Annotated in this window: 10 protein-coding genes; 7 read left to right on the top strand and 3 right to left on the bottom strand. The window is 46.3% G+C overall.

Annotation, left to right across the window (positions count from 1 at the left end):
* Positions 1-15: 15 nt before the first annotated feature.
* Both AAAT87_RS05440 and AAAT87_RS05435 read right to left on the bottom strand, forming a co-directional pair.
* Positions 16-702 carry a DUF4974 domain-containing protein gene (locus tag AAAT87_RS05440; RefSeq protein ID WP_349225860.1) on the bottom strand — a complete coding sequence of 229 codons (687 nt, stop codon included), beginning with the start codon at positions 700-702 and terminating at the stop codon, positions 16-18.
* Positions 703-719: 17 nt separating this feature from the next.
* Positions 720-1199 (bottom strand): sigma-70 family RNA polymerase sigma factor, encoded by a 480-nt coding sequence (locus AAAT87_RS05435; protein WP_349225859.1) that lies wholly within the window; start codon positions 1197-1199, stop codon positions 720-722.
* 297 nt (positions 1200-1496) lie between these two features.
* Between AAAT87_RS05435 and AAAT87_RS05430 the strand changes: the two genes are divergently transcribed.
* The 3 genes from AAAT87_RS05430 to AAAT87_RS05420 are packed head-to-tail and all read left to right on the top strand — an operon-like array spanning position 1497 to position 4117.
* The gene (locus AAAT87_RS05430; protein ID WP_022120410.1) at positions 1497-2264 is read left to right on the top strand and encodes a radical SAM protein; all 768 of its coding nucleotides are present in this window, start codon (positions 1497-1499) and stop codon (positions 2262-2264) included.
* 45 nt (positions 2265-2309) lie between these two features.
* Positions 2310-3131 carry a pyridoxamine kinase gene (locus AAAT87_RS05425; RefSeq protein ID WP_349225858.1) on the top strand — a complete coding sequence of 274 codons (822 nt, stop codon included), beginning with the start codon at positions 2310-2312 and terminating at the stop codon, positions 3129-3131.
* Between the two features lie 47 nt (positions 3132-3178).
* A complete protein-coding gene (locus AAAT87_RS05420; RefSeq protein ID WP_349225857.1) occupies positions 3179-4117 on the top strand; it encodes a DMT family transporter in 939 nt (312 codons plus the stop codon).
* A 44-nt stretch (positions 4118-4161) separates the two neighbouring features.
* On the opposite strand, the gene AAAT87_RS05415 is transcribed toward AAAT87_RS05420, so the two are convergent.
* Positions 4162-6258, bottom strand: coding sequence for a TonB-dependent receptor (locus AAAT87_RS05415; RefSeq protein WP_349225856.1), 2097 nt, complete (start codon positions 6256-6258; stop codon positions 4162-4164).
* 203 nt (positions 6259-6461) lie between these two features.
* Between AAAT87_RS05415 and AAAT87_RS05410 the strand changes: the two genes are divergently transcribed.
* From AAAT87_RS05410 to AAAT87_RS05395, 4 genes are all read left to right on the top strand, one after another.
* Positions 6462-7235, top strand: coding sequence for a winged helix-turn-helix domain-containing protein (locus AAAT87_RS05410; RefSeq protein WP_349225855.1), 774 nt, complete (start codon positions 6462-6464; stop codon positions 7233-7235).
* Between the two features lie 93 nt (positions 7236-7328).
* Positions 7329-7886 carry a hypothetical protein gene (locus AAAT87_RS05405; RefSeq protein ID WP_349225854.1) on the top strand — a complete coding sequence of 186 codons (558 nt, stop codon included), beginning with the start codon at positions 7329-7331 and terminating at the stop codon, positions 7884-7886.
* Between the two features lie 136 nt (positions 7887-8022).
* Complete coding sequence (locus AAAT87_RS05400) at positions 8023-13071, top strand: RecQ family ATP-dependent DNA helicase (RefSeq protein ID WP_349225853.1); 5049 nt, start codon at positions 8023-8025, stop codon at positions 13069-13071.
* Positions 13072-13246: 175 nt separating this feature from the next.
* Positions 13247-14146 (top strand): carboxypeptidase-like regulatory domain-containing protein, encoded by a 900-nt coding sequence (locus tag AAAT87_RS05395; RefSeq protein WP_349225852.1) that lies wholly within the window; start codon positions 13247-13249, stop codon positions 14144-14146.
* Positions 14147-14260 lie beyond the last annotated feature (114 nt).

Here is a 14260-nt window from a genome sequence, read left to right as displayed (position 1 = left end):
ATATATCCTCCTATCTTATTTCACCATCAATGTACCGTCAATATACTCTATCTGTATGCGGTCGAAAGCATTCAAAATCTCCAGGTTCTGCTCCAAAGTCTTCGTCTTGTTCCAGTTGAAGAAGAGACGGATGTGCTGGGCACCAGCATCCACATACTCCACCTTGACATGATAGAAACCGGATAGCTGAGCCAGAATGGTTCCCAATTCAGCATCATCAAACACCACCGGCTTCATATCAAGCGAATCCTTGTTCTCTGCTGTTGCAGCACGAAGACTGTCGTTCGTCAGCGCCTGGGTTGTTGCCAGCTGTTCTGTCGCAGCCTTGTTATCCGCTGTCTGATCAGAAGCCGAGAGGCCAAACCAGCCATTGTGAATCGCAGCCAAGGCTACCCCCGAAAGGAAGATGATGCCGACGATGGATGCAGCAATCTTCATCCGGTTGCGATAAGCGTCCTTGGATTTGCCGGCATCTATCGACATCTTATCCTCGTGATGAGCCTGAACAAACTCCTTCCAAGCCTCATCCACATCCACCTCCTTCGGATTGGCTTTCTTGCCAGCCATTCTCGCCATCGCCAGTTCATGGAAGAACTCCTTCACTTCCTCATCGGCAAGCAGGTGCTCCACCTGCTCGTCGGTATATTTCTCGGGATGCTCCTGCATGTCAAAGAGCATCATCTGCTTTTCTTCTTTACTCATGTTTGTCATTGTCTTGCTCATTTAAATTGTTCCTTAATCCAGTCCATCGCCTTCGAGAGATGATTGAATACCGTCACCTTGCTCACTCCCACTTCATCAGCCACCTCCTGATAAGATTTCTCCTGAAGATAGCGCAGACGGAAAATGAGTTGCCGGATAGGCGGTTCCAGGTCTTCGATGAGAAGCATCAGTCGGTCGAGTCGCTCGTCGGTCTCTTCCGAGAGAATCACGTCGGCATCATCCAGCAGCAGCTTCGCCACCCTTTCCTTCACGCTCTTATGAGCTATCAGGTTGAGACAGCGGTTGCGTACGCTCCGCATCAAGTAACCATCCTCACTCCCAGGCACCAGAACCACATCATCGGCAAGAATCTGGGCGAATACTTCACTCACCACATCCTTGCTCTCGCCATCATCCGAAAGAATGCATCTGGCCAGATTGTACATCTTCGTGTAATGCTGACGGAATAACTGTTCTATGTCCTTTTTTCTGTTCATATACTATCTATACAGTTGAGCCAAGCGAAAAACTAAGCAAAACATCAACTTTTTTGTTTTTTCTTTAAATCCGAATCGAAATCACCAAGAATCTCCCCGGATTTGAATGCAAAAGTACACAAACTATCGGAGATAGAAGACAAATGGTAAGGATAAATCGATTTTCTGTTGATTTATTTGTTCATTCCAACATTTTTTAGTACTTTTGCCCACCAAATTACGAACAAGTAAATAAGATTGGTATAAAAATAGGTATTACCAAAGTAAAGAATAGATTAGATAAAGGAGAATAAGATTATGTCAACGATTATTTATCCATCACCGATATTCGGTCCGGTAAACTCCCGCCGTCTGGGTGTTTCATTGGGCATCAACCTCATGCCATCTGATGGCAAGGTCTGTTCATTCGACTGCGTTTATTGCGAATGCGGATTCAACGCCGACTTCCGTCCTAAGAAGAAGCGCCCTACCCGCGAGGAGGTAAGAGAAGGATTGGAGAAGGTTCTGAAAGAGCGCCACGACAACAACCAGCCTTTGGACGACATTACCTTCGCCGGAAATGGTGAACCTACAGGACACCCTGACTTCAAGGGAATCGTGGAAGATACGATGGAACTCTGCAAGAAATATTTCCCTGAAGCACAAGTATCCGTACTCAGCAACGCCACCTATATATATAAGGAGGAAGTGAGAGAGGCGCTGATGCTCGTGGATAACAACATCCTGAAACTGGATACCGTGGATATGGATTACATCAAGAAGCTGGACCGCCCTCAGCAGCCTAACTACGACGTGAAGGATGTGATCAAATATCTGAAGATGTTCAAGGGGCACGTCATCATCCAGACCATGTTCCTGAGAGGTGACGGTTTGGACAATACCAGCGAGCATTTCGTAGCTCCTTGGCTGGAGGCAGTGAAAGACATCCAGCCTCAGCAGGTAATGGTTTATACCATCGCCCGTGAAACACCAGACAAGTTGCTGGAAAAGGCACCAAAGGAAGTACTCGATGCCATCAAGGAGCGTGTAGAGGCACTGGGCATCAAGTGTACAGCCAGCTATTAAGAGATAATCAGGATAAGAAAGAAAAGCAAGTAGAAAAAAGAAAGAATGAAAGCGAAAAGTAATATCCTTATTATCAGCGATATGTGTGGCTACGGAAAGGTATCTGCCGCAGTTCAGATGCCTATCCTCTCTTATATGGGACTCGATGTGTTCAATCTGCCCACCATGCTCATCAGCAACACCTTCCCATACGGCAAGTACGCCATTCTGGAATGCACTTCGTATATCGAGGAAGCCTTGCAGAAGTGGAACGAACTGGGCATTCATTTCGATGCCATCACCACGGGTTTCATGGCTTCGGAGCGTCAGGCTAAGCTGGTGGCACGCTATTGCAGAGAACAGGCTGCACAGGGCACCGACATCTATGTGGATCCCGTGATGGGCGATTACGGCAAGCTCTATGGTGGAGCCAGTGAGAGTACCGTGAGATGCATGAAGGAGATGCTGAGCGTATCGCATCTCTGTTTTCCCAACTATACCGAGGCTTGCCTGCTGACGGATTCGGAATACAAGGAAGAGGGAATCTCGCAGAAGGAAGCCTATGAACTGATAGATAAACTGAGAGCCATCGGTTCCCACTCCGTGCTCATCACCTCGTGCATCGTAGAGGGTCAGCATGCCGTGGTAGGTTTCAATCATCTTACAGAAGAGTATTTCCTCCTGCCCTACGAAGAAATCCCTGTTCAGTTCCCGGGCACCGGCGACATCTTCTCCAGCATCATCGTGGGCAGACTGAAGGATGGCGATCATCTTCGCCATGCCACCCGCATCGCCATGGATACCCTGCGCAACTGGATAGACATCAACAAGGATGACAAGGACAAGAACCGCGGTATTCCGATAGAAAGACATCTGGGGGACTTGTAGATTGCCACTTTGCAAAACGGAAGCAAGGGAATACCAATTAAATTATAATGGAAAAGAAAGAAACAAATACACTCAGTATATTTCAGCGCCCGGTATGGGTAAGCCTGTTCGCCCTTACGGCTGCTATCTCGTGGGGATGGGCTTACCCATTGATTAAAATGGGAATGGAGGAATATCAGATTACAGCAGACATGACCGGAAGCAAGATGCTTTTTGCAGGCATCCGCTTCTTCATTTCCGGCATCATCATCCTGGCCATCGCCAGAAGCTCGCATCGTAAATTCGGATTCAAGAAGAATGCTGTTCAAGAGAATGTCTGGTTCCTTCTCCTCTATGCACTCCTCAACACCACCCTTCATTATGCTTTCTTCTATTTCGGACTCTCGCATAATGCTGGAGCACGTTCGGCGATACTCAATTCGATGAGCGTCTTCACGGTGGTTATCTTTGCCTGCATCTTCTTCAAGAGCGACAGGATGACGTGGCGAAAGGCATTGGGCTGCATCATCGGCTTCCTGGGCATCCTTGCCTTGAACCTTGGCGGAAAGGAAAGCGGAAGTTTCACATTCCTGGGCGATGGTATGATTATCCTCAATGCCCTGTGTGGAGCCAGTGCTTCCCTGCTGACCCGAGGATTGAGCAAGAGGGTGGATGTTTTCGTAGGAACCGGTTATTCGCTGAGCATCGGTGGAGCCTTGCTGGTGATTCCTGCATTGTTAATGGGTGGTTATCTGCCAGTCATCAGCCTCTGGGGCATCACGATTCTGCTGCTGCTCATCGCCATCTCAACCATCAGTTTCGCTCTCTACAACAAATTATTGACCTGCAATCCCGTAGGAAAGGTAGCGATATACAATTCGCTCATCCCCGTAGTAGGAGCCATCACCTCCTGCCTCTGTCTTGGCGAAACCTTCTACTGGAAGTATCTGATAGCAGGCGCATTGGCTACTGCCGGAATTTATATCATCAATAAAGGGAAGAAATAAATTCCGGCTGTTGCCCATGCAACCCATATAGAAAGCAAAGCCACCTATTTCAAGATACCCGTTTCGCGCTCCTCATTGTTGATATTCCGCTGTATCTTACGGTATTCCTTTCCCCGATTGATATTCCAGGCAACACCGATACGAAACAAATTACCTCCCGAATTGTCATAACCACGAACCTGCTTACGGAGCAAGGCGTTGACTATTTCTGCTGAATAGGATTTCGGATGAGCCATAAACGGATTATGCATATAGAGCGTAAAATCGAAATCACCTATATGATAACTGGCTGAGGCTGCCAATGAAGGAGGATTATGCCCGATATTCTCTCCCTCCATAAAGTTCCAACCGCTATCAGCATACAGCATCACTGTCCATTTTCCCCAATATCCCTGTAATGTTCCACTATAATTATAAGCGGTATAACAATGACTGTACTCATCGCCCTTATTAAAAAAACGGTAAATACCTGCGTTCACAGATAATATAAGGTGGTCGGGGATAATGTCAAACCGGGTATCATTCGTAAGATACAACATATTACAATGGGGCTGATTTGCCTGGGTATAAAGAAACTGATCATTTTCCGTGCGGGTGTATTTCGCCAAATTACAATGACGATTGATGCGATAATTCAAGGTAAAATCAGTATTTATCCTTGGTTTACTGAAAGAGAATACCACCCAGTTCTCATATCTACTGTTAGGCTTAAGCGAAGGATTACCCACAGTCCATTCCATACTGTTCTTTCGAATACGGGTATCCGAAATCATAGCTATCTGCGAAATATGCTGTGATAATTCACTTCCCAAGCGGATCTGAAACGAAGATGTCAAGGAATAAGCCAATGTGAGTTTCGGACGACAAAGCCAAAAACTAAATTCCTCATCTCCCTGTCGATAAGACTGATTACTCAACCCGAAGCCAGCCACATAAGTTAAACGGGATGTTCCTTCCTTGAATTGTCCCAAACTTCCCTTGATTTGTGCAAAACCATAAATACCCAATGAACGGATACCAGTCTCGCTAACCACATCACCCAAATACTGATTATCCATATATTTCCAGTTCAAGTTGGTTCCTGCAGAAAAAGTAAAGGGTTTCAACCGGTTTTCATAGATAGCCTCAGCTATGAACGAATAGGTCTTTCCAGCTACCTGATATTGATAGGGTTCGCCCTCACCTTCATAATAGGCTCCTTTGGTGTGGATATAAGTGCCCAAAACATCTGCCGACAAAGACTGATGCTTGCCCAGCTGATGATAGAAATACAAATCGAGAGCAGGAGTAAAATCCCTACCCTTGCTGGTTCTGTAAACAGGATACGCAGGCTTTCCTGATTCAGAAAACCACATTTCATTCGATGTATAAGGCTGATTGCTGAAATCCGTGGTAAGCGTTGTCTGGAATACATATAATGCAGAATCAGCCAGATTATACTTCAACTGCAATGTATTACCATAATTTTGAGTTGCCCCATTCATGATTTTTCGAGATATCTGATACTCAGAACCATCATGTAGAAGATACTGAGCATCCTCATTATATTCGGATGCCTTATTATCCACATAAGTCTGCTCATATAAAATATTCAATTGACTCTTGCCCCTATTGATGGATGCATAGACATCGTTCGAACCGAGCTTGGTAGTTAGCGCATTAGTCAGGTTGAAGCCCAAACTGCCACCCGATGAAGCCCTGCGGGTATGAATATCTATCACGTATGCAATATTCTTTCCATATCTTACGCCAGGGCTATCGATATAATCTACACTCATAATAGAAGCTACATCCAGCATCTGCACGTCATGCATATTGGCGAGAATGCCATTGATACGAATCTGCACTTCTCCTTTATTATCGGTAGCAGAAATGGAACGGCCAGCCTCATCAACCCTGATATGAGGCAAAGCCAACTTTCCTAAAAGCGAAAAACCAGAAAAAGAACGCTGCTTCTGAATATCGCTTGGGAATATCAACTTGCCATCTTCCTTGTTGACTACTCGTGCCGCCTTCACAACAACCTCTTGCAAGGCTATAGAATCATTCGATACCTTTTGGATCTCCTGGGCACGTATTTCTGCACAAGAGATCAATGCCCACAGCATCACCATAGCTGTTAACAATTTACTTTTCTTCATTGTCATCATATACTTTTCTAAAACTTGTTTTCTGCTGCAAAGGTATCAAAAAGAGAAGACCGAAGCGAAAAATATGGCTGACATGAGTCTGACATTTATCAATTAACGAATATTATATCTAGTTTTATACCATCTTTCATAGAATTTCTGTACTTTTGCATTTGAATCTTTAAACAGTATATCATTTAAACAGAATAGATAATATGAAACTGAAAGCATATCATTCCATCCTCATCTTCGCCATCCTTGTGATGTCTGCAGCATTCTCCAGTGTGAGCAACTACCGCAAGGCACAGTATGCCATTGTACAAGATATGAACAAAGCTTTGGCTCTGACTCTTCAGGAAAATAAATATCAATGGATTACGCCTGATACCATCCAGAGCTACCGCTCACATCTCAGCATCGACCTGCTGAAGTCGACCAGTAATCTCTGCTATGTGATGGAAGACAGAAGAAGAGGCAAGAACAAATCCCAGTTGGTAAATAGCGCCAACCTGCTCAGCAGCAAAGAGATGCTTCTCAACGAGCATTCTATCCAAAGTTATGCTAACTGTTCGATGGCAGATGTTTTGAGTATGAGCAACCAGCGGACATCTTTGACGCTTACTCTCATGGCTATGATTTGGGCTATTGCATCGTTATACTATCATCTCAGAAAACAACCCTGGAATCATGAGGCTGATATGTTCGGCACCATGTGCTATTCTCAAGACGAGGATTCCTTCTACAATCAGGAAAACGGACAAGCCATCAAGTTTACTCCGATGCAGCATCAGCTGATGCAACTCTTCTTCAACAATACGCATCATCAACTCTCCAAACAGGAGATATGTGATGCTCTTTGGCCCAAGAAACCGGATGCCAGCGAAACGCTCTATACCTTGATTCGCCGTATCAAACCGGTGATTGAGCAGAATAGCAACCTCATGATTGAATCGGAAAGAGGCAAGTCTTATCGACTGATTATCAGATAAGTTCAGAAATGTCAGCCAAATGTCATACTTATTATTTGGCAGTTTCCCATCTTCTTCATACCTTTGCAGCTAAAATACAAAAGAAGCAAAGATATGAAGAAGATTTTTTTGATAGCAGTTGTCTTGCTGATGATGATAAACTTCATCATCAACTATCACCATGAGGTTACGAAAGAGAAACATACACCGATGGCGGATTTCAAGACCAAGGTAGAGATGGCACCCATGAAGGAATACAATGATCCGGACTTCGGCTACGTTATCAAGTATCCTTGCTTCTTCCAGCAGGAGGATACTTCGGTATCGGGATACCAGGGCTATGCCCGCTTCTCATTCACTAATCATGCCAACATCATCCTGGAGAGTTACGTTACCCCCAACAATAGCAACACCCTCCAGGCTTGTGCAGATTCTCTAGCCCAGAAGCTTCATTCGGAGCGGACGATGCAGGCATCGAATAAGGCATTCATCCTCTCCGGTCCTGTCTATGAAAACGGAGTAAGAGTAGATGGCTACAGTCATTACGATAAATTCATCAAGAGTGGCAGAATACTCTTCGTCTATTCCCTCACCTATCCCGACAGCTACAAGCCAGCCATGCCCCGACTGTTCAAACTCATAGACGACTGGAAGGTTTTAGGGGCATATTAATCTGCCTTGAAGATATCCTCACGAGCCTCTTGGGATTGTATAAAAACAGCATTCAAAGAAGATAAAAGCGCTTGATTATTTGCATATATCAAATAATAATTGTACATTTGCGGTGGAAATATAAACATCGAAGATTATGTCAATATTCAGTCGCCTCTTTGGAAGGAAGAACAATCTCACCGTAAGCTCTGACATCAAGAAGAAAGATGCCAGAAGCAGGAACATTGCCTTCGTGGATACCGAAGTGGGACTGAAAGACCATAAAATACACGACATCGGAGCATTGCGTTATGACGGAGCCAACTTTCACCAAGCATCGCAGACGGCACTGAACAAGTTCCTGCAAGAAGGAAAGATTGACTATATCTGCGGACATAACCTCATTCATCACGATGCCCACTATCTCCAACTCAACGGCATACTGATAGATACCCTCTATCTCTCCCCACTCCTTTTCCCCAAGCGCCCTTACCATCATCTGATAAAGGACGACAAACTGATGAGCGAGCAGATGAACAATCCTGTCAACGACTGCGAGAAAGCCAAGGAGCTTTTGATGGATGAAATCGCTGCATGGAATCAATTATCAGAAAGAAAGAGGAAAATCTTCACCTTGCTGCTCCAGAATGAAGAGGAATTCAGAGGATTCCTGATGTATGTGGGAGCCATCGAAAAGGATGATGCAATCATAGAAGTTTCAGAATTCATTCTTTCTGAATACAAGAATCATATTTGCGCCAATGCCGACATTCCGGCTCTTGCAGCCCAGTCGCCTTGCGGCTTGGCATACGCCTTGGCCCTCATAGGCACAGACGATTACCAATCTGTAACCCCAGGTTGGGTACTCTTCCATTATCCCGAAGTAGAACATATTATCTATATGCTCTGCCATACCCAATGCACCGATGGCTGCGAGTATTGCAACCGCATGCTCGACATTCATCACAACCTGAAACAACTCTTCGGCTATGATGCCTTCCGTACCTATGACGGCGAACCGCTGCAGGAACAGGCATCGCAGGCAGCAGTAGATGGCAAGTCATTATTGGCGATATTTCCTACGGGTGGCGGCAAGTCGCTCACCTTTCAGTTGCCAGCCCTGATGGATGGCAGAACCATACATGGACTCACTGTGGTTATCTCGCCTCTTCAATCATTGATGAAAGACCAGGTAGATAACCTCGCAGACCGCGGCTTCACCGATGCCGTAACCATCAACGGTCTCCTCGACCCTATCTCCCGCTCCCTAGCCATCGAACGAGTACAGAGCGGAGATGCCACCTTATTATATATAGCACCAGAGATGTTGCGCTCCAAAACCATCGAGCGCATCCTGATGGCACGGCATGTGGTGAGATTCGTCATTGACGAAGCCCACTGCTTCTCTGCATGGGGACAAGACTTCCGTGTGGATTACCTATACATCGGCAAGTTTATCAAGGAATACCAGGAACGCAAGTTTGGCAAGGACGCCATGGCCCGCAATCATGGTCAAACCCTGATACCCGTATCTTGCTTCACCGCCACTGCAAAACAGAAGGTGGTGCAGGACATCTGCGACTATTTCAAGCATTGGCTGGGCACCGACCTCCAGCTCTTCGCCTCATCAGCCTCACGTACCAACCTGCACTATTCCGTTATCCACGTAGATAGCGACGGCAACAAATACAATCTCCTGCGCTCACTGGTAGAGCAGGCTGATTGCCCTACCATCATCTACGTATCCCGCACCAAGCGAACCCGGGAACTCGCCCAGAAGCTGACCCGTGACGGCATATCCGCCCTGCCCTATAATGGCAAGATGGATGCTGATGAGAAGATACACAATCAGGATGCCTTCATGAGCGATAAGGTTAGAATCATCGTTGCCACCTCCGCCTTCGGCATGGGAGTAGATAAAAGCGATGTGGGGCTGGTTATCCACTACGACATCTCCGACTCTCTGGAGAACTATGTACAGGAGGCTGGACGTGCAGGAAGAGATCCACACCTCAATGCCAAATGCTATGTACTCTATAGCGACGAGGATTTGGACAAGCACTTCATCCTGCTCAACCAAACCAAACTGAGCATCAGTGAGATACAACAGGTATGGAAAGCCATTAAGGATTTTACCAAGCAGCGTCCACACGTAAGCTGTTCGGCGCTGGAGATAGCCCGCCAAGCCGGTTGGGATGACTCGGTATCCGACATAGAAACCCGTGTCCGCACCGCCCTTTCTGCTCTAGAACAGAGCGGATACATAGAGCGTGGCAACAATATTCCGCACGTCTATGCCACAGGTATCACCGTCAAGAACATGGACGAGGCAAGACTGCGCCTCACCGAATCACCCCTGTTCTCTGAAGATGAGATGCAGAATGCCATCCGCATCATCAAGTCGCTCATCACACAGAAGCATATAGCCAAGGCACAGGATAGCGAGGCTGAATCCCGCATCGATTACCTCGCCGACATCCTAGGACTCAGCAAGCGAGACGTCATCTCTTCTGTTGACAGAATGCGACAGGAAGGCATCCTTGCCGATACCCGTGACATATCAGCCTATCTGCAAGACATCAGCGACAAGCAACGCAAGCCTCAGCAGATGCTGGAGAACTTCGCCAAACTGGAAAGATACATTCTGGAACATATCCCGGATGAATCGCTCCATATCACATACAAACAACTCAATGACAATGCCGTACATGACGGCATCAACACTTCAACAGAAAAGAAAATCCGCACACTGCTATACTTCCTGGCAGTGAAGGGATATGCGCACAAGAAGGAAGACGGCGTCCGCAATCTCATCGTAACAAGAGACAAGGACATAGAGACCATCATCAAGCGATTCGAAAGACGAATTGAAGTTTGCCGATTCATTATCGAAAGACTATACAGCCTGGCTGAGGAAATAAATAAAACTATAACAGAAGAGAGCAACAATAGCTCTTCTGTAGAAAAGAATCCTTCTGAAGAAAAAGGTTTAGGAAAAGCCTCTGGCGCAACAGACAATAGAAAAGAGAAGCCTCTTCAATTCTCGGTAGTCGAACTTCTGAACGATCTGAAATCCAGCAACCAGTCACTCTTCTCCGACTTCTCTTCCCTGCAGTTGGAAGACGTGGAGGAAGCCTTGCTCTATCTCTCCAAGATAGGAGCCATGAAGCTGGAAGGAGGATTCCTGGTGCTTTACAATGCGATGGCAATTAAACGCATCAAGGAACCTCGCCTCCGCTATAAGCAGGAGGATTACCGCATGCTCAATGAATTCTACAAGCAGAAGATTCAACAGATTCACATCGTGGGCGAATATGCCAACCTGATGGTAAGGGATTACGATGCCGCCCTGCAATATGTGCAGAATTACTTCCAGATGGACTACCATTGCTTCATCTCAAAATACTTCAAGGGCAACCGGGAGACTGAGATAGAGCGCAACGTAACACCTTCGAAGTACAAACAACTCTTCGGAATGCTCTCCAAGCGACAGAAGGAAATCATCGACGACCACGAGTCCCGCAGCATCGTAGTCGCTGCCGGTCCTGGCAGCGGCAAGACACGTGTGCTCGTACATAAGCTTGCCTCTCTCCTGCTGCTGGAAGATGTAAAGCACGAACAACTCCTGATGCTTACTTTCTCGCGTGCAGCCGCTACCGAGTTCAAGCAGCGCCTGATGCAACTCATCGGCAATGCCGCCCATTTCGTAGAAATCAAGACCTTCCATTCCTACTGCTTCGACCTGCTGGGCAGGGTTGGCAATCTGGATGAGGCTGGAGATGTGGTTAAACAAGCCGCAGAAATGATCAACAATGGAGAAGTGGAGCCCAATCGCATCAGCAAGACCGTGCTCGTGATCGACGAAGCGCAAGACATGAGCAAGGATGACTATGCCCTTGTCTCTGCTCTGATGAAAGCCAACGAAGAGATGAGGGTGATAGCCGTAGGCGATGATGACCAGAACATCTATGAGTTTAGGGGGTCCAACTCGCAGTATCTCTATGAATTGACCCAGACAGAACACAGCCGTTTCATCGAGATGACCGAGAATTACCGCAGCCTTCGCCACATCGTGGATACTGCCAACGACTTTGCCCGCAACATCCGCCAACGAATCAAATCTACCCCTATCATCTCCATGAGTCAAGAAGATGGAGAGGTAAGAATCGTGAAGCATCCTTACGAGATTCAGGAGAAAAAGGTTTATATGTATCAGCCTATCCTAGAAGACGTTACGCGATTACTAAGAAGTAACACTTCAAAAGAAGCCGATGCATCTTCCCGCAAGAAGAACGAAACCATCAGTATCCTTACGCAGACCAATGAGGAGGCTGTCATCATGCTGGCTCTTCTTCACAGTCATGGCATCAAGGCCAAGCTGGTGCAATCAATGGACGGCTTGCGCTTCTGGAATCTGGCAGAGGTAAGATACTTCTTGAAGAAGATAGACCAAGGCATCAAGGAAACGAAATCCCCTATCATCCCAGATGATATTTGGGAAGCAGCCAAGCAGCAGACATTCAAAAAGTATGCCACCAGCCAGGCATTACCATATCTGCGCCGCAGTCTCCAGGTATTTGAGCAGACCAATCGTGCCAAGTACTACAGCGATCTGAGGGAGTTCGTGTTTGAATCATCAGTAGAAGACTTCTGTGACATCTCGAAATCAGACATCGTGGTCAGCACCATCCACAAGGCAAAAGGCCATGAGTTCGACCATGTACTGATGCTCATTACCCATCCCGAACATCCTACTGATGACATACTGCGCCGATACTATGTGGGCATGACCCGTGCTAAGCGTACGCTTGCCATCCACACCAACGGCAATCTCTTCGACAGCCTGAAAAGTGCCCAGCATCTCTATGATGCCCAAGCCTACGATGAGCCCAATGAAATAGCACTTCAGCTCTCACACAAGGATGTAAACCTAGGCTTCTCCAAGCCTCACAAGGACGCTATCCTTTCCTTGAGAAGTGGCATGCCGCTAACCTACCACGACCATTGCCTCTGTCTCCCATCAACAGGCAGAGACATAGCCCAGCTCTCCATCAAGATGAAGGAGAAACTAGGCAAATGGGAGATGAAAGGCTACAAGGTAACCGCTGCCCGAATCCGCTTCATCGTGGCATGGAAGTCAAAGGATGCACCGAGGGATGAGAAGGAATCCGCCATCGTGCTCGCAGATTTGGTAATGAAAAAATAAGGTAAATTCATCAAAAATCTATCACAAAACGCTATTTATCCTTTCTTTTTATACACAAAAGTGTAATTCTTAAGCCGCACTCTTGAGAAATACACTTTTGTGTCAAAGGCTTTTTCCTATAAAGCTATACTTTTGCAGCAGAAAAATAAAAAAAAACAAGCAAAACTGTAGCAATATGAAGGAAAAAGTAATTTTTACCACAGCGTTGTGCCTCTCGGCTATGACTCCGATGATGGCGCAGAATATCACCGGCAAGGTGATGAACACCAAGGGAGAACCTTTGGCGTTTGCCAATGTAGTATTATTGAATAGAACAGACTCGGCTTTCGTCAAGGGCGCAGTGAGTGGAGAGGCTGGCAGCTTTGTCATCGACTCTTCCTGCAACGGCGGAATCATCAAGGTGACCTCCGTAGGCTATAAGACAATCTGCAAGGATTGCACTGGTGAGAATATGGGCATCATCAAGATGGAAGAAGATAGTGAGACGCTTGGTGAAGTAGTCGTGAAATCATCTATGCCTAAGACTATCCTGAAGAATGGCGGAATGACGACAACCATTGTCGGATCCGTACTTGAGAAGGCAGGAACCATGGAGAACCTGCTCGACCGCATCCCTAACGTTTCTGCCCAAAATGGCAGCATCAAGGTATTCGGTCGCGGTGAGCCTGTTATCTATATCAATGGACGACAGATGAGAGACAAGAGTGAGCTGGACCATTTGCATTCAGATAACATCAAGTCGGTGGAAGTCATCACTAACCCGGGTGCCCGTTACGCAGCCAGCACCAAGGCGGTCATCCGTATCACAACGAAGAAGATACAGGGCGAAGGATTCGGATTCGATGCGAAGACTACTGGTGAATATGATGAGAAGAAAAACTTCGGTGGATTTGGCCAATTGAATATGAACTATCGCAAGAATGGATTAGAGCTGGGCGCATACGCTTTTGGAGCAAGACAATACCAGCCAGACAATAAAGACTTACAGCAGAAGACTTATCTTGACAAGACGTGGAACCAGAAAAGTGAGATAAGACAAGTAGGTATTATCAATAGTTCGTTAATAATTCAATAATGTGCTAAGCAGCTATACGCTGTAAGCACGAGAGATCTTTGAAAATCTTGCTAATTAAAGTTCGGTTCGGGGTGTACCCACTTGCTTTAAAAATTCGTTTCACCAGATAAATGT

This window comes from Segatella sinensis (assembly GCF_040095255.1).
GTDB lineage: Bacteria > Bacteroidota > Bacteroidia > Bacteroidales > Bacteroidaceae > Prevotella > Prevotella sinensis.
Note: the sequence above shows the minus strand (reverse complement) of the source record. Positions and strands in the feature narration are given on the sequence as shown.